The sequence below is a fragment of the Photobacterium alginatilyticum genome (assembly GCF_009910675.1).
GTDB classification, from domain to species: Bacteria; Pseudomonadota; Gammaproteobacteria; order Enterobacterales; family Vibrionaceae; genus Photobacterium; species Photobacterium alginatilyticum.
The window spans coordinates 115497-137461 of record NZ_RSEJ01000012.1 but is presented as its reverse complement, the minus strand read 5'-3'; the positions used below and the strand labels follow the sequence as shown (position 1 = coordinate 137461).

Below are 21965 nucleotides of genomic sequence, written 5' to 3'. Positions count from 1 at the left end.
CCTGCACTTTAATCCTATACCGAAACGGCGGTCCAGCAAGTAAGTGCGGTATTATCTAACATTTGGCTCTAATTGTCTTTATAGGATGTAGGAGTACGCATGGAGTTCAGTGTAAAAAGTGGTAGCCCCGAGAAACAGCGAAGTGCCTGTATTGTCGTCGGCGTCTTCGAACCACGTCGCCTCTCTCCAATTGCCGAGCAACTCGATAAAATCAGCGACGGCTATATCAGCTCCCTGCTGCGTCGTGGTGATTTAGAGGGTAAGCCGGGTCAGATGCTGCTGCTTCACCATGTACCAAATGTATTATCAGAGCGTGTATTACTGGTTGGTTGTGGTAAAGAGCGTGAGCTTGATGAGCGCCAGTACAAGCAAATCATCAAGAAAACTATCAGCACCCTAAACGAAACCGGTTCGATGGAAGCTGTTTGCTTCCTGACAGAATTGCACGTCAAAGGCCGCGATACCTACTGGAAGGTACGCCAGGCTGTCGAAACGACCAAAGACAGCCTCTATACCTTTAACCAGTTCAAGAGCAACAAGCCGGAAACCCGCCGCCCGCTGCGCAAACTGGTCTTCAATGTCCCGACTCGTCGCGAACTGTCGCTGGGCGAGCGTGCTATTGCCCATGGCCTGGCCGTTGCCTCGGGTGTGAAAGCCGGTAAAGATCTTGGCAATATGCCACCAAATGTGGCAAACCCTGCCTATCTGGCTTCCCAGGCACGCCGCCTGGCGGATGACTTTGAAACAGTCAGCACCAAGATCATCGGTGAGCAAGAAATGAAAGAGCTGGGTATGACATCTTACCTGGCGGTTGGCCAAGGCTCTAAAAACGAAGCCATGATGTCAGTGATCGAATACAAGGGCAGCCCGGATCCTGATGCCAAGCCTATTGTTTTGGTCGGTAAAGGCCTGACTTTTGACTCCGGCGGTATTTCTATCAAGCCATCAGCCCAGATGGACGAGATGAAGTACGACATGTGCGGTGCTGCTACCGTCTTCGGTGCTATGAAGTCACTGGCCAAACTGAACTTGCCTATTAACGTCGTCGGTATCCTGGCTGGCTGTGAAAACATGCCGGGAGGCAGTGCCTACCGTCCGGGCGACATTCTGACAACCATGTCAGGTCAGACTGTTGAAGTATTAAATACCGATGCCGAAGGCCGACTGGTACTATGCGATGCACTGACCTATGTCGAGCGCTTTGAGCCAGAGTGTGTTGTCGATGTAGCCACTCTAACCGGTGCATGTGTTGTCGCCCTCGGTAACCACATCAGCGGTTTGATTGCCAACCACAACCCACTTGCTCACGAGCTGATCAATGCTTCCGAGCAGGCAGGTGACCGAGCTTGGCGTCTGCCGATGTCGGATGAGTACCAAGAGCAGCTGACCAGTCCGTTTGCCGACATGGCCAACCTGGGATCACCGGGTGCCGGTACCATCACAGCAGGCTGTTTCCTGTCTCGCTTCACCAAAAAGTACAACTGGGCGCACCTGGATATCGCAGGAACGGCCTGGGTCGGCGGCAAGAACAAAGGCTCGACAGGACGACCTGTCCCATTGCTGGTCCAGTTCCTACTCAACCGTGCCGGCCAGGAAAACGTCGAATAAATCAGACAACAAAGGGGCCGCAAGGCCCCTTTCTTTTTGAGAACAATCACCATGACTCATGCTACTTTTTATATTATCGATGACAAGCAAGTTGAAGCCGATAGCGACTATCAGCTTCACTTTGCCTGCCATCAGGCAGCATTGAGTTATAAGCAGGGACAAAAGGTCTACCTGTTAGCTGGTAGCAAAGAGCAAGCTGAACAGATAGATGAATACCTGTGGCAGCAAGAGCCGGACAACTTCGTTCCGCACAATCTCATTGGTGAAGGCCCCCGCGGTGGTTCGCCGGTCGAGATCGGCTGGCCGGGGTTACGCCACAGCGGGCGCCGGGGTATTCTGATTAATTTGAGTCAGGAAGCACCAAATTTTGCTGTTACCTTCTCACAAGTGGTAGACTTCGTTCCTTGCGACGAAAAACTCAAGCAGTTGGCCCGAGAACGCTACAAGGCATATCGCCTTGCCGGCATTCAGTTACAGACCGCCGCTGCCCCTGAGACGCCCTAATTCCCATATAGATCCTTCTAAGAGCGCTATGGAAAAGACATACAACCCACAATCAATCGAACAAGCGCTGTACCAGCGCTGGGAAGAGGCTGGTTACTTCAAGCCTCATGGTGACACATCTAAAGATGCCTACAGCATCATGATCCCGCCACCAAACGTCACTGGCAGCCTGCACATGGGCCACGCGTTCCAGGATACCATCATGGATACCCTGATCCGCTGTGAGCGTATGAAAGGCAAAAACACCCTTTGGCAAGTCGGTACCGACCACGCAGGTATCGCGACCCAAATGGTTGTGGAGCGTAAAATCGCAGCCGAAGAAGGCAAGACCAAGCACGATTACGGTCGTGATGCGTTCATCGACAAGATCTGGGAATGGAAAGGCGAATCAGGTGGCACAATCACCAAACAGCTTCGTCGCCTAGGTGCATCAGTCGACTGGGATCGCGAACGCTTTACCATGGACGACGGCCTGTCCAATGCTGTTAAAGAAGTGTTCGTCCGCCTATATGAAGAAGATCTGATCTATCGCGGTAAGCGTCTGGTCAACTGGGATCCGAAACTACACACCGCGATCTCGGACCTGGAAGTTGAGAACAAAGACAAGAAAGGCCACATGTGGCACTTCCGCTACCCACTTGCGGATGGCGTGAAAACAGCCGAAGGCAAAGATTACATCGTTGTCGCGACCACGCGTCCGGAAACCATGCTGGGTGATACCGGTGTTGCAGTAAACCCTGAAGATCCTCGCTATAAAGATCTGATCGGCAAAGAAATCATTCTCCCTGTCGTAGACCGTCGCATCCCTATCGTGGGCGATGAGCACGCCGATATGGAAAAAGGCACGGGTTGTGTGAAAATCACCCCGGCACACGACTTTAATGACTACGAAGTCGGTAAGCGCCACAGCCTGCCAATGATCAACATCCTGACTATCAATGCTGACATTCGTGACAGCGCTGAAGTCTTCACCACCAACGGTGAGCCAAGCGATGTCTACAGCACCGAGCTTCCAGCTAAATACCATGGTATGGAGCGTTTCGCTGCACGTAAGGCAATCGTCGCGGAGTTCGATGAGCTGGGCCTGCTTGAAGAAATCAAAGATCACGACCTGACAGTACCTTACGGTGACCGTGGTGGCGTGGTTATCGAACCATTGCTGACTGACCAGTGGTATGTGCGCACAGCACCACTGGCTAAACCAGCGGTTGAAGCGGTTGAGAACGGCGACATCCAGTTCGTACCGAAGCAATACGAGAACATGTACTTCGCCTGGATGCGTGATGTGCAAGACTGGTGTATTTCTCGCCAGCTATGGTGGGGCCACCGAATCCCGGCCTGGTATGACAACGACGGTAACGTCTACGTTGGCCGTACCGAAGAAGAAGTTCGTGCAAACAACAACCTGGCTCCTGTTGTCGTACTGCGTCAGGACGACGACGTACTGGATACCTGGTTCTCTTCAGCACTATGGACATTCGGCACACAAGGCTGGCCTGAGCAGACTGACGATCTGAAAACATTCCACCCGTCGGATGTACTGGTATCAGGTTTTGACATCATCTTCTTCTGGGTAGCGCGCATGATCATGATGACGCTGCACTTCATAAAAGATGAAAACGGCAAGCCTCAGGTACCGTTCAAGACGGTTTACATGACCGGCCTTATCCGTGACGAGAACGGCGACAAGATGTCGAAATCCAAGGGTAATGTTATCGACCCTATCGACATGATCGACGGTATCGGTCTTGAAGAGCTGGTTGAGAAGCGTTGTGGCAACATGATGCAGCCTCAATTGGCCGCAAAGATCGAGAAGAACACCCGCAAGACCTTCGAGAACGGCATCGAAGCCTACGGTACCGATGCCCTACGCTTTACCCTGGCAGCAATGGCATCAACCGGCCGTGACATCAACTGGGACATGAAGCGTCTGGAAGGTTACCGTAACTTCTGTAACAAGCTATGGAACGCAAGTCGTTACGTGCTGATGAATACAGAAGACCAAGATTGCGGCATGAAGGGCGGTGAGATGGAGTTCTCATTGGCTGACAAGTGGATCGAATCTCAATTCGAGCTGGCGGCGAAAGATTTCAACACTCATGTTGAAAACTACCGTCTGGATATGGCGGCAGGTACGATTTATGAGTTCATCTGGAACCAGTTCTGTGACTGGTACCTGGAGCTGACCAAGCCTGTGCTGTGGAAAGGTACCGAAGCACAACAGCGTGCAACTCGTCATACGCTAATCACCGTACTGGAGAAGACACTGCGTCTTGCTCACCCAGTGCTACCTTACATCACTGAATCTATCTGGCAGAGCGTGAAGCCACTGGTAGACGGTGTTGAGGGTGAAACCATCATGACTCAGGCACTGCCTCAGTTTAACGAGGCTAACTTCAACGAAGCGGCTATCGCTGACATCGAGTGGGTGAAAGCCTTCATCACCAGTATCCGTAACCTGCGTGCCGAGTACGATATCGCCCCGAGCAAGCCGCTTGATGTGATGCTAAAAGCAGCTGACGAAAATGATGCTGCCCGCCTGGAAGCAAACCGTACCGTACTGATGTCGCTGGCCAAGCTGGAAGGTATCAAGGTACTGGCAGAGGGAGAAGAAACCCCTGCGTGTGCAACGGCACTGGTTAGCAAGTCTGAACTGATGATCCCGATGGCTGGTCTTATCGACAAAGATGCCGAGCTTGCTCGTCTGGCTGGCGAAGTGAAGAAGACCCAGGGTGAAATCAAACGCATCGAAGGCAAACTAGGTAACCAGGGTTTTGTTGCGAAAGCACCAGAAGCCGTTGTTGCCAAAGAGCGCGAGAAGCTTGAGAGCTACAAAGAAACGCTGATTAAGCTAGAAGAGCAGCAGGCAACAATCGCTGCGCTATAATCTTCAGCCTTAATATTCGAAGCAAAAGCCGACGAGCAATCGTCGGCTTTTTTATTTTCTGGTACCTGTAAACCATGTCCCCGGTTTAAAACGTAAACTATGTTCGGTTTCTACAGGGGGTAATTACTGCCTCCTCACTCACCTCTCCTTCAAAAGCTTCCGCCTATCAATTCAATAACAACAATTGATTTTTATTATTGATAATTATTCGCAATAATAACGATATCAAGAGAGAGGAAGCTATCATGAAAAAGACCCTGAGCTTTGCCGTCGTCCACTTTAGCGTTGCCTTTTCAGTCGCTTACCTGCTGACCGGTGATCTCCTGATTGGTAGCGTTATGGCGATGATAGAGCCTGCCATCAACACCATCGCGTATTACTTTCACGAACGAGTTTGGCAACGTCAGGGACAGGAGCAAAACCAAGCACGCAGCAAGCACCTTAATATGATTGTCTGCCACCACTAAAGCTTGCTCTAAACCCGGGACAAATCAAACATTGGGCTTGACTTTGTTGCGTATCGCAATTAAATATAGTTGTATATCGCAACAATATAGGTTCAGCCACATGAATGCCAAAACATTAAGACAACTTTCTCGCCAACTGGTCCGCCAGCTCGGCATGCTCGACAATCACTGTGGCAGCATGGCTCTCACACCGGTTCAGGCTCACACGCTTATCGAACTTGAGCACAGTGCTGCCACGGTTAATGAAATGGCCCACCGTCTCAATGTCGATAAGTCCAATGCCAGCCGCACCTTGGCAATCTTGCTCAATCAGGGACTGGTGCAATCTGTACCCAACCCACTCGATAAACGCAGCCAGATCTTTGAACTCACAACCACAGGCAGAGATAAACTCACCGCTCTCCACCAGCAACTCAACATACAGGTCGATAACTGGCTGGATCAGATGGATACCGATGAGATCGACCAGCTCGGAGCCAGCCTAAAGCGATACACCAAATCCATGCAGGCCGCCTCCCGACAGGAAGGGTATGAGATCCGGCAACTCAACCCGCTCGACAACGCGGCAGTGGCCGCGGTGATCCGCCGCGTCTCGGCAGAGTACGGCCTGACAGCAGATAAAGGCTATGGTGTTGCCGACCCAACCCTGGACACCATGAGCGAGGTGTATCAGCATGACGGCAGCCGATATTGGGTGATTGAGCACAATAACCGCATTTTAGGTGGCGGCGGAGTTGCTCCACTGGCAGGAGAAGAAAATATTTGCGAGCTGCAGAAAATGTATTTTCTCCCCGAACTAAGAGGCCGGGGGCTGGCTCGCAAACTGGCGGTCACAGCCCTCAGATTTGCACGCGAGCAGGGCTACCAGGGCTGCTACCTCGAAACGACTGCCAATCTCACCGAGGCCATCGCACTCTACCAGTCTCTCGGTTTTGTCAGCATCTCCCACCCAATGGGCAACACCGGTCATGATGCCTGTGAGGTACGGATGTTGAAGACGTTCTAAGCACAATAAAAAAAGCTGGCGAAAGCCAGCTTTGAGGTAACGAGTTCAAGAGATACTTCGTTGATAGCGCCTTATTGCGACAACCCTTCTATCCGTGACTCCAACTCAGGGTGGGTACTGAGCCACTCCGGCAGCTCGCCACTGCCCGCTGTCTTATTAAGCAGCTCAAACATCTGCCGCATCGGAACGACCGAGCCATATAGGCGCACCATCTGCTCGGCGGCATACTCATCAGCTTCTTCTTCCGCAGTGCGCGAATAGCCCTGAGTCACCAGAAACACGCCAATACCGCTGAACGTGTCTATCAGACCTGTACTTTCCCCGGTCACGACTGCAACAGCAGCAGAAAGAAGCGTAGAGCGCACCAGAGACTTCATCACATGCTGGTGCTGAATATGCCCTAGCTCATGCAATAAAATACTGTCGAGTTGCTCTGAAGTCTCGGCCAGTTCAACCAAATCATCAAAGACGATAACCGAACCATCACTGAGTGCCATCGCATTAGGCCCATTTCCCCAACGGCGAAAAACCAGCTTGGGTTGTACGGGTAGCGGCGGTAGGTTGGCACTCATCCGGGTGAAACGCTCACTGATAGCAGTTTGCCGGCTCAGCGTGAGCGTACTGGGTTCCAGCATATGCTCATCCAGCGTTGCCAGTACATGTTCCCCGACAAGCTGCGGCACCTGCACCGGCATCACCCGGACCAAGGCGCCGGTTAGCCAAGGCATCCCGTGGGTAAACATCAATGCAAACACCACCAGCATCGCTGCCAGGCTGGCTGCTATCATGGGGATATTTCGTTCAACCCGGTGCAATCTCGATGACCTACCCGCCCCCAGCATACGCTCTAACGAACGTGAGTCGTCTGCAATGAACTGCATGCCATCGGGAAAAACAACCTTTATAGGCAAATTTCCCAATGGCTTACTGATCTCAAGTTCAGCCAATGACCACTCTTGCAGCCCCAGTTCAGTCACCAGTTGCAGCTGACCAGAAGGTAACAGCTGCACACTGGCGTCACGCTTTTCCGAGCTTCGCGGGGGATGACAAATGCCACGAACGATCATCCGATACCTATATTCAGATCAAAGGCATTGGCAACCTCGTCAGCCACTGCAGAGTCCGTGTCAGCATCGTTGCCTTCGACAACCAGTTTATCCAGGTCGCCATTAACAACAGTCACATCAGCGACATAACGGGCCGTTCTGACTTTCACCCATGGGCGGGCAAAACCCAATGTCACAACAGTCAGCAGAAAGTTAGTCACCATCAATGACACCAATCCCCAGGTTGTCATTCGGGAGCCCAAACCATATTCCGGCTCACCATCAGATGTAATTTGTCCAAACAAATAGTTACGCAATCTAGCTTGTACAAAGCCCATCACAACAAGCATCGTCAGAACCATACCGGCATACGTCGCCATCATAATGATAATCATCCCGATAGATGGGCCCTGATCGCTAATCTGACCGACGGCACCTAACTCAGCCAGTACAGAAGCACCTCCGAAGACGGCCCCCAGGATCAACCAGATCACGCTGATCCCTATCCCTAGCAGGCCACCTAACAAGTAGGTTTTGATATAGACCTTAAGATCCACCTCCCCGCTAAACGCCCTGTCACCATAGCGATAGCCATTCATGAAATAGGATGCGACCTGTGCCGCGAGCCATGCATAGAGCACAAAACCCAGAACAAAGGTCAACAATCCCAGCACCACACCACCTATCGGATAATTTATCCCTACCGAGCCAGTAAAGTAGAAACACAGACCAATCAACAGATAACAAAGGATAGGCCAGCCGAGGAAAACACCATAGGCGCCTTTCAGCGTCCCGGCAAAATCAAAATGAACATTGCGGTAGCTTGTCACCCTGGCATCAAAACGCGTATTACCACGCACCAGCCATGGCATGACCAGCATAAACGCCAGAAATAAGACAAGTGAAAACACCGGAAAGAAACTATTCGACACCAACCAGGCAATCACACACAACATGGCGACAATGCGCCCTTTCAGGATTTGCATCGGCTTGGCATGGTAGTCAAACCTGTCCCCCGCCAAATCGGTATTTCCGTAAAAGTATTTCTTGGTTCTGACCTTCGCCCAGGCAGAGTAAATCCCGAGAGTCACAATACTGAGCAGAAGGTTAACAATCCAGATGCCGAAGAACTCACGTCCCCGGCCGTAAAACCTAACCTGATTTTCCATTCTTTAGTTCCATTATTTTTTTAATTTATTGACGATATAACCTGTCCAACAAGATGCTGTATCAGCAATGAATACATTCACTTAGGCAAGCTAAGAGCAACAAAGACTACCACAACAATAAGCAACAGATATACCATAAACACATATCATATTAGTGACTTATTTCTCAATTACGGGCAAGCTCTTCTCGGCAGAAATACACCATAAAGACAATCAGTAAACTGTGGTTAAAAGGTGGGCAGGGGCAGAGAGATGGGAATGGAAAACAAGGCAATGCGGTGAAAAGGGCACAAAAAAAGCTGGCCACTGCCAGCTTTCTCTTGGACAAGGCAAGGCTTACTCTTCGCCTTCGATCTCTTCCTCGTCGTCTTCACCCGACTCAAAGTATGTGCCCCAGCCGTCATAATCGATATTGTGCTTTTCAGCCAACTTGATCAGCTTTTCTGCCTGCTCATCAATCAGTTCTGCCTTCAGCGCAGACTCCATAACCGCATCAAAGCATACCACCTTGCCGCCGCCGTCTTCCGGAGCCAGTTCCAGTTCTTCGGCCTCTAGTACTTCAAAACCCATCTTAAAGGCTTCCACCGCGGCACCTTCTAGTTCCTCAAAGGTATCGGCAGAAAAATGATGTTCAATAGAATACAGAGAATCAGGATCGCTGCCGTCTTCCATCAATGCCGCAATAATATCGCGGGTTTCTTCTTTCTGCTCTTCAATCAGTTCTGCGTAAGACATGGGGTAACTCCAGCTGTGGAATAAAATTTCACGCAAATATCGCATGGATCGCGCACAAATACCATGCTGCTAATAAAAATTGATATTTATCAAACTAAGCGTCGATTCTGCTCATTCGCTAACCGCGACAGAAACTGCATAATATTCCCATTTATGCGCCTTCACTGAATGAAACAAATGCGACTTTATATAGATAAAAGCGCATAACAAAACAACGAGCAGAGGCCAAAACCGCGCTTAGAGACCATTATTTATAGGCTTGTTAAGTCAAGCCGGGCTGCCTTATGCATAAACATCTTCCATGCTTTTAATGCCTATAAGCATATTCACCCATTTATTGGCGAAAAATACCCTCATTACCGAATTTGATGATTCTGTTGCTGCATAATCACCCCCTAAAAATGTGAACGAAACCAAAGTTAAACCCAGCCGGGAAGCATAAAATCATCTCGCAAAACAAGAAAACAGACTCGCAGCACAAGACTGTAGAGCGAATAAAATACGAGAGATACGATCATGAGTAAGTTCTATCCCGGCTCCGAGCCAGGGCGCCGACGGCGCACCTTGCAACGCCGCCTCAGAGGAGCGCTCACCTATCAGACCTTGGCAAACGGTGATACCAGCCAGAGCGAAATGCTGACGGCCCATCACCGCCACAGGCCAGATACGGGAAGCGACTTCCTGACGCCAAATCCATACCACTCTTTAGCGACGACATCCTGCCAGCAAACCCTGTAGGGCACGGATGATCAAAGCGCAGTCAGCAACTGTTATCGATAGCTAACTGCACAAACCGCTGATACCACTTTTCACTGAACAGCTTGTTCAGGGAGCACCGTCATGCCAAGCAAAAGTTTGGCACACAGAATGACCCTTTGTGCTGGCAACAGCCATAAAGGCAAGGAGACGACAATGACGACGCAAACCGTAAACAAAGAAGAAAAAGGTGGCTTCTTTGCCAACTTTAAATTCCCTTCGGCCTATACCATTCTATTTGGCCTGATCGCCCTTGTGGCACTGATGACCTGGATCGTTCCAGCCGGTCAGTATGACCGCGTGATGAACGAAGAGCTAGGCAAAGAAGTTCCGGTCACCGGTACTTACCAAGCCGTAGATAATAACCCTCAAGGTGTTGTTGATGTACTGCTGGCACCGATTGATGGTTTCTACGACCATAACTCGTACGAAGCTGCAGCGATTGATGTTTCGCTATTCATCCTCGTCATTGGTGGCTTCCTTGGCCTCGTTACCAAAACCGGTGCAATCGACGCCGGTATCGAGCGGGTAACAGCACGACTGAAAGGCCGTGAAGAAATGATGATACCGATCCTGATGGCACTTTTTGCCGCAGGCGGTACGATTTACGGGATGGCAGAAGAATCACTGCCTTTCTACACCCTGCTGGTACCTGTGATGATGGCAGCGCGCTTCGACCCAGTTGTCGCAGCAGCAACCGTTCTTCTCGGTGCGGGTATCGGTACCCTGGGCTCAACGATTAACCCATTCGCAACAGTTATCGCCGCAAACGCAGCCGGTATCCCGTTCACTGACGGCATCATGCTGCGTGTCGCAATGTTAGTAGTCGGTTGGCTAATCTGTGTTGCCTACGTCATGCGTTACGCAAAAATGGTACGCGCTGACCAGAGCAAGTCCCTTGTATACGATAAGTACGAAGAAAACAAAGCACACTTCCTTGGCAACCAGTCAGGCGAAATGTTGGAGTTCACGACTACACGTAAAATCATCCTTGCTATCTTCGCCGCATCTTTCGGTATCATGATCTACGGCGTTGCAGTTGCAGGTTGGTGGATGGCTGAAATCTCAGGTATGTTCCTGGCATCCACTATCATCATCGGCCTGATTGCTCGTATGAGCGAAGAAGAGCTAACATCCAGCTTTATCGACGGTGCCCGTGACCTACTGGGTGTAGCACTGATCATCGGTATCGCACGTGGTATCGTGGTAATCATGGACCGCGGTATGATCACCGATACCATCCTGAACACAGCAGAGCATGCGGTTACAGGTCTGTCTTCTATCGTGTTCATCAACGTGATGTACTGGTTAGAAATCTTACTGTCTTTCCTAGTACCTTCATCTTCAGGCCTGGCTGTACTGACGATGCCTATCATGGCTCCGCTTGCTGACTTTGCTGGTGTAAGCCGTGACTTGGTAGTAACCGCCTACCAGTCTGCATCCGGTATTGTGAACCTCATGACACCAACATCAGCGGTTGTTATGGGTGGTCTGGCTATCGCTCGCGTCCCTTACGTACGCTGGGTGAAATGGGTGGCGCCACTGCTAGGTATTTTGACGGTCCTTATCATGACAATGCTCAGTGTTGGTGCAATGATGTAATTTGCCTCTCGGCATCCTTACTATCTCGACGAAAACCGCCTTCGGGCGGTTTTTTTATTGGCGATTGCCGACTGCCTGTTGCCTTCTCATACATGGTAAGCTTGTCAGGCCTTTCCCCCTCCCCCCCCAAACAAAAAGCATGACGGCCAGAAAAGCGCCCAAATTGGGCTCATAGCACCGGATATAGCGTTGAAAGGGCATAGCTATTCCTACCGTCATTTTCCTTGAATTGATCTTGCTGGTCTCACAGTGAACCCCGCATCTTAAGGTAGCTTGGGTATATTTGATTTATTCATTTAAATTATCAAAAAAAAATAATTGGTTATCAGAGATAAAAATAAAACCTGAAATAAAAACGTTTTACGAAACATAAAAAAACGAGAAAAACGCCTTCCTGAAAAAGCACTAAATCGTCACTAAAACTTAATAAATGCAATTAATACCAACCTGTATGAAAACTACAAAACAGACATTTTTAAAAATAAAAGGAAAAATATTTGTTACCGCAACAGTAACAAACACGATTATTTTAGATAGACAACCATATTAAGTGCATAAGATCGGTATTTCTACATATCACCCCGATGAAAAGAAACTGCATAAACTTCCCAACCAAAAACAAAAATCAATTAAAAACAAACAGATATACAATCAAAACCCATGCATAACCCACAAAGAACACATAAAAACCCAACCTTGAAAAGAAGCTACAAATGCATGAATTATGTTAATAAAACTGGGCAGTTAAGTTGCCCTATTAATAATTAAAGTGTGACAAAGGTCTAAGACTGTAATTAACGAAAGAGTAGAATTAATTACAGAAACGACGCGATGGATTAAATAGTCAATTTAATTACCATCGCCAAAAAACAAATAAGCCGGTGATATTACACTGGCATAAAAATAGAGAGATACGATCATGAGTAAGTTCTATGTAGGTTCTGAAGTAGGTCAATTACGTCGCGTACTTCTTCATCGTCCAGAGCGTGCGTTAACTCACCTAACGCCTTCAAACTGCCATGAGTTATTGTTTGATGATGTATTGGCTGTTGAGCGTGCCGGTGAAGAGCATGACGTATTTGCCAATACGCTTCGCGAGCAAGGTGTTGAAGTCTTCCTGCTTCGTGACATGCTGGCTGAAACACTTGCGGTACCAGAAGCAAAAGACTGGCTACTAGGTACTCAAATCTCTGATTACCGTTTCGGTCCGGCTTTCGCCAACGATGTTCGCTGCTTCCTGGCTGACCTTCCTAACCAAGAACTAGCTTCTATTCTACTTGGCGGCCTAAGCTACTCAGAGCTTCCAATCAAATCATCTTCAATGATGCAAGGTATGCACGAGCCTACAGACTTCATCATTGAACCATTGCCAAACCACCTATTTACTCGCGATACATCTTGCTGGGTATACGGCGGCGTGTCTATCAACCCAATGGCTAAACCTGCTCGCCAACGTGAAACAAACCACGTTCGTGCAATCTACCGCTGGCACCCAACCTTCGCAGGCCAAGACTTCATTAAGTACTTCGGTGACGAAGAGAAAATGTACGACAACTCGACTATCGAAGGCGGCGACGTACTGGTTATCGGTAAAGGCGCGGTACTTATCGGCATGTCCGAGCGCACCACCCCACAAGGTGTTGAGCAGCTAGCTTCTAGCCTGTTCAAGCACGGCGAAGCGAAGCAAGTTATCGCCATGCAGCTACCTAAGCACCGCTCTTGCATGCACCTGGATACAGTAATGACGCATATGCGTGAAGATACCTTCTCTGTTTACCCAGAAGTTGTGCGTAAAGACGTACAGTGCTGGAGCCTGACAGGTGACGAATCTGGCGCAGTCAGCGTGAAAGAAGAAGGCTACTTCGTAACTGCTATCGAAAAAGCACTGGGTGTGGGTCAACTTAACCTTATCACCACAGGTGGCGACAGCTTCGAAGCTGAACGTGAGCAGTGGAACGATGCGAACAACGTACTGACTGTGAAACCAGGCGTGGTTATTGGCTACGAGCGTAACGTCTTCACCAACGAGAAGTACGACAAAGCCGGTATCACCGTTCTTCCAATCCCAGGTGACGAGCTAGGCCGCGGCCGTGGTGGCGCACGCTGCATGAGCTGCCCAATCGAACGTGACGGTATCTAAGCCGAACGATAAATCCTGAGCAACATAGCTCGGGGGCTGAGCGAAAACGCTAAGCGAAAATAATATGGCCGGTACCAATGAATACCGGCCAACAAAGCACAAAACCAAGAGAGACGATCCCATGACCAAGCAAACTGTTGTTGTTGCACTTGGTGGTAACGCCCTACTACGTCGCGGCGAGCCACTAGAAGCAGATATCCAGCGCCAGAACATTGCTACGGCAGCAAAAACCATCGCGGAAATCGCGGAAGAATATAACGTCGTGCTGGTACACGGAAACGGCCCGCAAGTTGGCCTACTGGCACTACAAGGTCTGGAATACAAGAAAGTAAATCCATACCCACTGGATGTACTGGGTTCAGAAACCCAAGGCATGATCGGCTACATCCTAATGCAAGAACTGAAAAACCTGCTTCCTGAGCAGCACGTATCCTGCATGCTTACGCAAATGAGCGTGGATCCAAACGATCCGGCATTTGCTGACCCAACAAAACCTATCGGTCCTGTTTACCAAGAAGCTGAAGCGCGTGAACTGGCTGAAAAATACCACTGGACAGTGAAGCCGGACGGCCAGTACTTCCGCCGTGTTGTACCAAGCCCACAGCCTACCGGTATTATCGAAGACGAAGCGATTGCAGCACTGATCAAACAGCAACACCTGGTGATCTGTACTGGTGGCGGCGGTATCCCAGTGAAGAAAGAAGACGGCAAGCTGGTTGGTGTCGAAGCGGTTATCGACAAAGACATGTCAGCAGCGTTCCTGGCCAAGCAACTTAATGCCGACGCACTGCTAATCCTGACTGATGCTGACGCTGTGTTCCTTGACTGGGGCAAACCAACCCAGAAAGCCCTGCGCAGCACGACACCACGTGAGCTATCACAATACGCCTTTGACGCAGGCTCTATGGGACCAAAAATTGATGCCTCTTGCGAGTTCATCAAGCAAGGCGGCAAATTGGTTGGTATCGGCTCACTGGAAGCGGGTCTACGCATCCTGAAAGGTGAAGCTGGAACAAATATTGTTGCAGAATAACAGAATAGTTATTCACAAAAGCATCATAATACGATAAACAATACATAATACAGGCTGGCACACTGCCAAACATAACCAAAGGCAGTGTCAGCTGGCCAGAGAGATACAGATTCTTAAGAGGAAAACATCATGGCTTTTAATCTTCGCAACCGTAACTTCCTTAAACTACTAGACTTCACTCCTCGTGAAATTCAGCACATGCTAGAGCTATCAGCTGAGCTGAAAAAAGCCAAGTACAACGGTTACGAGCAGCCACGCCTAACAGGTAAGAACATTGCACTGATCTTCGAGAAAACATCTACTCGTACTCGCTGTGCGTTCGAAGTAGCAGCCTACGACCAGGGCGCTAAAGTTTCTTACCTAGGCCCATCAGGCTCTCAAATTGGCCACAAAGAATCTATGAAAGATACTGCGCGTGTTCTTGGTCGCATGTATGACGGCATCGAATACCGTGGTTTCGGTCAGGAAATCGTTGAAGAGCTAGGTGCTTACGCAGGTGTTCCAGTATGGAACGGCCTGACAGACGAATTCCACCCAACTCAAATCCTGGCTGACTTCCTGACTATGCAAGAGCATGGTCGTGGCAAGCAGCTACACGAAATGACTTTCGCTTACCTGGGTGATGCTCGCAACAACATGGGTAACTCACTAATGGTTGGCGCTGCGAAAATGGGCATGGACATCCGCCTGGTTGCACCAAAAGCCTTCTGGCCTGAAGAAGAGCTAGTCGCTCAGTGCCTAGAAATCGCTGAAGAAACAGGTGCGAAAATCACCATGACTGAAGACGTACAAGAAGGCGTTCAAGGTTGTGACTTCCTATACACTGATGTTTGGGTATCAATGGGTGAAGCGAAAGAAGCGTGGGCTGAGCGTATCAACCTAATGCTTCCTTACCAGGTCAACATGGACATGCTTAAAGCAACAGGCAACCCACATGTGAAATTCATGCACTGCCTACCTGCTTTCCATGGCGAAGATACAACAGTTGGTAAAGAGCTAGCGAAAGAATACCCAGTACTGGCTAACGGTGTGGAAGTAACTGACGAAGTGGTTGAGTCTAAGCACTCTATCGTATTCGACGAAGCTGAAAACCGCATGCACACCATCAAAGCAGTAATGGTGGCAACCCTGGGTCAGTAATCGGCTCTCTTGAGTTTTAAAGATTCGACGTAGAAAACCTTAAAGCTCTTATAATTAATGCCGTCCCTCGGGGCGGCATTTGCATTTTTCTTCATTTCCTTACTGATAGACCGCCTCATAAAGCCCTTCCTTTTCAGCGGGTTATTCCGAATTTATCGCACCGGTTCAGCAGCGTAATATCTGCATAAAATCCCACAAAATGAATACTTTACGCAAACGCTTGCGCTCACAAAAAATGGGCGTATAATCCTTCGCAATTTGTCAGAACAGAGTCGGAAAATGAACCAGCCAGTTAAGCACAACTTGACGCACTACCGCCGAAAATCGGCACTGGTCTCGTTTTTCTGTTTTTTCAATTTTTTAAAAAAAGCCTCCTTTATTTAGGGGGCTTTTTTTTGTCTGTTTTTTGCGTGAGAGCAGACAAATTTAAACAGATCTCTGGCAGCAGCTTCATTCGATGAATACATTGGATGAAAGGGCACCAGAGAAAGTTTAGATATATTCATCAGTTATCTATCATAGGGAAGAGAAGCCATGGCGAACTCGTTGTTTCAAAAGCACATCATCTCCATTCCGGAACTAAACCGAAGTGAACTTGAACTTATTGTTGAAACTGCTGGAAAACTAAAAGCAGAGCCAAATCCGACACTACTTAAGAACAAGGTAGTGGCAAGCTGCTTCTTCGAGCCTTCAACACGTACCCGCCTGTCGTTTGAAACTGCCGTTCAGCGCCTGGGAGGCACAGTGATCGGCTTTGACAATGGCGGCAACACGTCACTGGCGAAAAAAGGCGAAACCCTGGCGGACTCGGTACAGGTTATCTCATCATATGTCGACGCATTTGTTATGCGCCACCCTCAGGAAGGCGCGGCTCGTCTGGCGTCTGAATTCTCTAACGGTGTACCGGTAGTCAACGGCGGTGACGGTGCCAACCAGCACCCAACCCAGACACTGCTGGATTTATTCAGTATCTTCGAGACACAGGGCCATTTGGATAACCTGAATGTAGCGTTTGTCGGCGACTTGAAATACGGCCGAACCGTTCACTCGCTCACGCAGGCACTGTCTAAATTCAACAACATCAACTTCTTCTTCATCGCACCTGAAATTCTGGCGATGCCTGACTACATCTGCGAAGAGCTGGACGACGCCGGTATCAACTACAGCCTGCATACCAGCATGGAAGAGGTGATCCCTCAGCTGGATGTCCTGTATATGACACGTGTCCAGAAAGAGCGCTTTGACGAGTCTGAGTATGCCCACATGAAAGCCGCCTATATCCTGACGGCAGACATGCTGGCCGAAGCCCGTGACAACCTGAAGGTACTGCACCCACTGCCACGTGTCGATGAAATCACTGTCGATGTCGACAAGACCAAGCATGCCTATTACTTCCAGCAGGCAGAAAATGGTGTGTATGCACGTGAAGCCCTACTAGCCCTTGTACTAAACGAAGAACTTTAAGCAGGAGATGACAGCTATGACTAAGGAAACTCAACTACAGGTTGAAGCAATTAAGAACGGTTCTGTTATCGACCACATTCCGGCGAATGTAGGGATCAAGGTGCTAAAACTGTTCAAGATGCACAAAACCAACCAACGCGTTACCGTCGGCCTGAACCTGCCATCATCGGCACTGGGCGCCAAGGATCTGATTAAGATTGAAAACACGTTCATCAGCGAAGATCAGGCCAACCAGCTGGCACTGTATGCCCCTAAGGCGACAGTCAACCAGATCGAAAACTATGAAGTTGTTAAGAAACTGACTCTGTCGCTGCCCGAGCAAATCAACGCTATATTCAAATGCCCGAACACCAACTGCATTACCCATGGCGAGCCAGTCGACAGCAGCTTCAGCGTTCTAACCAAGAAAGACGATGTACAGCTGAAGTGTAAATATTGTGAGAAAGTCTTCTCACGCGAAATCGTTACCGAGCATAACTAACTGCCTCAGAAACGACTTTTCCTGCATCAAGACTAAGAATACCGGCTCACCCCTGAGCCGGTTTTTTTATTCTCACTTCTAGAGCGTTCGGCCCCCACTAATGCCTCTACCTTTGAAAAATCACAACTAAAAACCGACAGGGCTACTCCTTTTATCGATCTCTATCGATGCCACTGCCGGATTCATCGACTTTCAAAGGGCAGCGGCATGAAGTGTGTTGTAGATTTTGGTTTGCATTCCAATTCTCTATTCTCCAGGCTTAGTGGAGGTGTGCTGGCGCTTGCTTTGATGTCAGGCTGTATCATGAGCAATGGCCCGATCAGCCAGGCGCCGGGCAGCCAGGCCAACCAGATGGTCATGATTGGGATCCCGCTCCTGCTCGGCGGTTTTGGCTCTGCCGTTCCGGTCAACGACGAGTATATGATCACCGCCAAACATGTTGCCCGGTTGTCCTGGGACTTCGGTGTCATTCATCACCCCTATTGCGATCTCGCCCTGATCCGCCGTTCATCAGACCGTATTCCGACCTGGGGGCTGATCTATCCGGACCAGCCCGTGTCCCACCACGGGCATTCGCTAGTCGGCAACAGTATCAAAGGGGACGGCAAGTACCTCCAGGATGTCATCGACACCAATACCGATTGCCTCTACTCGCTCAGTGATGCCCCTGTGATGTCGGGAATGAGCGGAGGCCCGGTCTTTAACCCCGACGGCGAGATTGCCGGGATCACGGTTGCTATCGTCCATAACCCAGAAGATCTGCGCAACCTGCGTCCCGCCGTCCGCTACAGCCAGTTTGTCCCTGCCACCCTTATTTTCGACTGGCTTGATGCACTGGGTATTGCTACCGCCTCGGCCAGTCCGGCGCTTGCCTCTATTCAGGTATCCCAATATGTCACCGACCTCAATCGTCCCAACCGTCCTGTCATCGACATTGCCAGCGTGACTGACACACCGGACGGGCTCCAGGAAACAGATATCAGGCAGTTAACGCCTGTCGATAGCGAAATCAATACGGCTGCCGCGAGCTCGTCACCGTTCGAAACCTACCGGACGCCCATTTCCTCGACCTTCCAGCCGCCGGCCCAAAGGACGGCCCCGGATAACAGTGCCGAGGCACTTTCCGGGCTCAGGGGCGCTCCGGAAGCCGGCCCCCAGCTAACCTCACAGCCACAGAAAAAAGTTCCTCAAAATCCGTAACGGGTGCCGCATATGGCGGAATAAAATTCGTCATATAGCAGAAAAAATCGGCTTTTTATTTTGGTGATTAGGGTCAATAAAACATAATCACATTATTGTTATGATGCTTATGCAAGATTATGCAATGGCTATATTATAACTTGCGTTATGCCTGCCCCGAAGACCATCGTGCAGATGGCTGCCGAAGTACGCACTTCCTTGTCGGAACAAGGCGGGCAATACAGAGAGATACGATCTTAATACCCTATAGAATAACAAAGGAGTTGCCCGTGAATGTATCCGATGTACACGGCGCGATTGATGCACTTTCATCTGATGAGAACATCACTACAGCCTGCAAGCGTCTGCTCCAGCAGCAAAGCTTTTCGACCCAGGACGACATTCGCCAGCGTTTGATTGATATGGGATATGATGATGTCAGTCAGTCGACGGTTTCCCGTCTGCTCTCACGACTCGGCGTTGCCAAGGTACCCAATGCCTACGGCAAAAAGGTCTATTGCCTAACGGTTGAAAATGAGCCGGTGCAGGTTGGTTCATCCATTTCCTCGCAGATCGAATTCATTACCCACAACCAGCTCGTGGTCGTGGTCAAGACCCATCCCGGCGGCGCGCAGCTTGTTGCCCGCCTGATTGATATCCAGCCTCATGCCGAGATCCTGGGAACCGTGGGTGGAAATGATACGGTAATGGTTGCGCCGAAGGACATTAACCGCATTGAACAATGCGAGCGTGTGGTAAAAGCACGATTAGGGATCCCGGCTTAACCTTACTTACGTGCTACAAGTAACAGGAAATACTTTGACCTAAATTGTTTTGGGCTGCAAACTAGTGCCCTAAACATAGGTTCTGAATGACTTAGTAAGGACAATCAATGACTCAAGTACTACACACAGATCAGGCTCCAGCAGCTATCGGCCCTTATGTACAAGGTGTTGACCTAGGCAACATGATTCTGACTTCAGGTCAGATCCCTGTAAACCCGGTTACAGGCGAAGTGTCTGAGGATATTGCCGAGCAGGCACGTCAGTCACTGGACAATGTCAAAGCTGTTGTTGAATCTTCCGGCCTGAAAGTTGCGGATATTGTCAAGATGACGGTTTTTGTAAAAGATTTGAATGATTTCGCCACCGTCAATGAAGTGTACGGCAAGTTCTTTGACGAACACAACGCCCCTTATCCTGCGCGTTCATGTGTTGAAGTAGCACGTCTGCCAAAAGATGTGAAAATTGAAATCGAAGCTATCGCGGTACGTAAGTAACGGCATTGGCGACTAAAAGGCATTGATGCAAAAAAGCTGTCTGACGACAGCTTTTTTTATACCCGTTACACAGGCAGAAGAAGTGCGCTTGCTGAAGAAACCCTCAGCGAACCAGTGTCCGCGCCAAAACCTGCGGGAACCAGGCCGTAAACTGCTCAGGTTCAGAATCAACCGCCTGTTCCAGCTCGGCCTGCGGCCACCAACGGTAACCCATCACCTCGCTGCTATTTGGCTCAATCCCCAACTCGGAGACACAAGCCACCAGGATATGGTCCAGCTCGTGCTCAACCAGCTGGTTATCCAGCTCGGCACGATAGAGAAACGTCGCAATATCTTCAAGCTGGCTTACACCGGAAATTCCCATCTCTTCGCCAAGGCGGCGTATACCGGCCTGCTCCATCGATTCTCCCTGACGCGGGTGAGAACAACAGGTATTGGTCCACAAACCGCCACTGTGGTACTTGCCCAGCGCCCGCTGCTGCATCAGAAACTCCCTGCCATTATCGGTTTTCCGGTACAGCAACACGGAAAAGGCCAGGTGCAGTGCACCGTCCCGGTGGGCCTGCATTTTTTCCTGTAGTCCCAGCTCCCGGCCTTGAGGATCCACTAAAACAACCTGTTCTTCGATCATGATATCTACATCTATATCTATATCTATAAAAGCAAAAAGGACACGCCAGGCATGTCCTTAGTATTATCCAGTTCTGTACTACAGAGGCTATATTATGCCATTTCTATTTTGCCGAACGCTGAACGGCTTCGGCATTGAGCTCAGCCAGTTTATTTTCCATGATTGTACGACACTGGTTAGATAACTGGCGAACATCTTCTTTGGTATACCCTTCAGTCACGACTGGCGGCATTACCTCAACAATCACCACGCCGTTATCCCAGCGATTCATGTTTACATGTTCAGTTGAGCTGCAGACAATAGGCACAACAGGTACGCCGGCGCCAATGGCGGCATGAAACGCACCGGTCTTGAACGGCAGCAGGCCACGGCCACGTGAACGGGTTCCTTCCGGAAACATCCATACAGATACCTGAAGCTGCTTAATTTTCTCGACAATCTGGCTGATTGTCCCGGCAGCCCGACTGCGGTTCGCACGGTCAATCAGGATATTGCCCGTCAGCCAGTACAGCTGACCAAATAACGGCATCCAGACAAGACTTTTCTTACCGACGGTAACGGTACGGGGCATAATGGCACCAGATACCGTGAACAAGTCATAGTTGTTCTGGTGGTTGGCAATATAAATGCTGGCACCGACATCGTCGGCCCCTTCGGCATAGCGGAGTTCCAGTTTAATCCCAAAGATCCGGGCCATTTTACAAAAATGGCGACCCACATTATGAACATTTTTCGGGTTGCGCGGGCTCAGCAAACAGTAGCCACAGCCAAATACAAACATGACAACTGCAAAAATTGCGACAGCGACCATGCGCAATAAAAATATCATGGAACTCTC

At 49.7% G+C, this 21965-nt stretch carries 20 protein-coding genes; 15 read left to right on the top strand and 5 right to left on the bottom strand.

Annotated elements, in window-relative coordinates; translation table 11 throughout:
* Window positions 1–99: 99 nt before the first annotated feature.
* From pepA to EIZ48_RS13030, 5 genes are all read left to right on the top strand, one after another.
* On the top strand, window positions 100–1608 hold the full coding sequence (gene pepA, locus EIZ48_RS13050; protein WP_160652032.1) for a leucyl aminopeptidase: 1509 nt from the start codon (window positions 100–102) through the stop codon (window positions 1606–1608).
* Window positions 1609–1659: 51 nt separating this feature from the next.
* Window positions 1660–2112 carry a DNA polymerase III subunit chi gene (locus tag EIZ48_RS13045; RefSeq protein WP_160652030.1) on the top strand — a complete coding sequence of 151 codons (453 nt, stop codon included), beginning with the start codon at window positions 1660–1662 and terminating at the stop codon, window positions 2110–2112.
* Between the two features lie 28 nt (window positions 2113–2140).
* Entirely contained in the window at window positions 2141–4999 is a 2859-nt protein-coding gene (locus EIZ48_RS13040; RefSeq protein ID WP_160652027.1) for a valine--tRNA ligase, read from the top strand.
* A 245-nt stretch (window positions 5000–5244) separates the two neighbouring features.
* Entirely contained in the window at window positions 5245–5466 is a 222-nt protein-coding gene (locus EIZ48_RS13035) for a DUF2061 domain-containing protein (RefSeq protein ID WP_160652024.1), read from the top strand.
* Window positions 5467–5566: 100 nt separating this feature from the next.
* Window positions 5567–6472, top strand: coding sequence for a bifunctional helix-turn-helix transcriptional regulator/GNAT family N-acetyltransferase (locus EIZ48_RS13030; protein WP_160652021.1), 906 nt, complete (start codon window positions 5567–5569; stop codon window positions 6470–6472).
* 71 nt (window positions 6473–6543) lie between these two features.
* On the opposite strand, the gene EIZ48_RS13025 is transcribed toward EIZ48_RS13030, so the two are convergent.
* The 3 genes from EIZ48_RS13025 to rraB all read right to left on the bottom strand — a co-directional run bounded on the left by EIZ48_RS13025 (window position 6544) and on the right by rraB (window position 9422).
* Window positions 6544–7539 (bottom strand): M48 family metallopeptidase, encoded by a 996-nt coding sequence (locus EIZ48_RS13025; protein ID WP_160652018.1) that lies wholly within the window; start codon window positions 7537–7539, stop codon window positions 6544–6546.
* Window positions 7536–8687: a YjgN family protein gene (locus EIZ48_RS13020; protein ID WP_160652015.1), complete on the bottom strand. Its 1152-nt coding sequence runs from the start codon at window positions 8685–8687 to the stop codon at window positions 7536–7538. Before EIZ48_RS13020 ends, EIZ48_RS13025 begins: the two co-directional genes overlap by 4 nt.
* A 336-nt stretch (window positions 8688–9023) precedes the next feature.
* A complete protein-coding gene (gene rraB, locus EIZ48_RS13015) occupies window positions 9024–9422 on the bottom strand; it encodes a ribonuclease E inhibitor RraB (RefSeq protein WP_075767060.1) in 399 nt (132 codons plus the stop codon).
* Between the two features lie 564 nt (window positions 9423–9986).
* Between rraB and EIZ48_RS13010 the strand changes: the two genes are divergently transcribed.
* The 10 genes from EIZ48_RS13010 to EIZ48_RS12965 all read left to right on the top strand — a co-directional run bounded on the left by EIZ48_RS13010 (window position 9987) and on the right by EIZ48_RS12965 (window position 20496).
* Window positions 9987–10160 carry a hypothetical protein gene (locus EIZ48_RS13010; RefSeq protein ID WP_160652012.1) on the top strand — a complete coding sequence of 58 codons (174 nt, stop codon included), beginning with the start codon at window positions 9987–9989 and terminating at the stop codon, window positions 10158–10160.
* Window positions 10161–10334: 174 nt separating this feature from the next.
* Complete coding sequence (locus EIZ48_RS13005; RefSeq protein ID WP_160652010.1) at window positions 10335–11780, top strand: YfcC family protein; 1446 nt, start codon at window positions 10335–10337, stop codon at window positions 11778–11780.
* A 919-nt stretch (window positions 11781–12699) separates the two neighbouring features.
* On the top strand, window positions 12700–13920 hold the full coding sequence (gene arcA, locus EIZ48_RS13000; RefSeq protein WP_160652007.1) for an arginine deiminase: 1221 nt from the start codon (window positions 12700–12702) through the stop codon (window positions 13918–13920).
* 121 nt (window positions 13921–14041) lie between these two features.
* Window positions 14042–14953, top strand: coding sequence for a carbamate kinase (gene arcC, locus EIZ48_RS12995; protein WP_160652004.1), 912 nt, complete (start codon window positions 14042–14044; stop codon window positions 14951–14953).
* 129 nt (window positions 14954–15082) lie between these two features.
* Window positions 15083–16093: an ornithine carbamoyltransferase gene (locus EIZ48_RS12990; RefSeq protein ID WP_075767062.1), complete on the top strand. Its 1011-nt coding sequence runs from the start codon at window positions 15083–15085 to the stop codon at window positions 16091–16093.
* 534 nt (window positions 16094–16627) lie between these two features.
* Window positions 16628–17557, top strand: a complete 930-nt coding sequence (gene pyrB, locus EIZ48_RS12985; RefSeq protein ID WP_075767063.1) for an aspartate carbamoyltransferase — start codon at window positions 16628–16630, stop codon at window positions 17555–17557.
* 16 nt (window positions 17558–17573) lie between these two features.
* Window positions 17574–18038 carry an aspartate carbamoyltransferase regulatory subunit gene (gene pyrI, locus EIZ48_RS12980; protein ID WP_160652000.1) on the top strand — a complete coding sequence of 155 codons (465 nt, stop codon included), beginning with the start codon at window positions 17574–17576 and terminating at the stop codon, window positions 18036–18038.
* 207 nt (window positions 18039–18245) lie between these two features.
* Window positions 18246–19238, top strand: coding sequence for a S1C family serine protease (locus EIZ48_RS12975; protein WP_160651997.1), 993 nt, complete (start codon window positions 18246–18248; stop codon window positions 19236–19238).
* A 269-nt stretch (window positions 19239–19507) separates the two neighbouring features.
* Window positions 19508–20002 (top strand): arginine repressor, encoded by a 495-nt coding sequence (locus tag EIZ48_RS12970; protein ID WP_160651994.1) that lies wholly within the window; start codon window positions 19508–19510, stop codon window positions 20000–20002.
* 107 nt (window positions 20003–20109) lie between these two features.
* Complete coding sequence (locus EIZ48_RS12965; RefSeq protein WP_075767067.1) at window positions 20110–20496, top strand: RidA family protein; 387 nt, start codon at window positions 20110–20112, stop codon at window positions 20494–20496.
* Window positions 20497–20599: 103 nt separating this feature from the next.
* Here EIZ48_RS12965 and idi read toward each other — a convergent pair whose 3' ends face one another.
* A complete protein-coding gene (idi, locus tag EIZ48_RS12960; protein ID WP_160651991.1) occupies window positions 20600–21127 on the bottom strand; it encodes an isopentenyl-diphosphate Delta-isomerase in 528 nt (175 codons plus the stop codon).
* A 103-nt stretch (window positions 21128–21230) separates the two neighbouring features.
* Window positions 21231–21956: a 1-acylglycerol-3-phosphate O-acyltransferase gene (locus tag EIZ48_RS12955; RefSeq protein WP_075767069.1), complete on the bottom strand. Its 726-nt coding sequence runs from the start codon at window positions 21954–21956 to the stop codon at window positions 21231–21233.
* Between the last annotated feature and the right edge of the window lie 9 nt (window positions 21957–21965).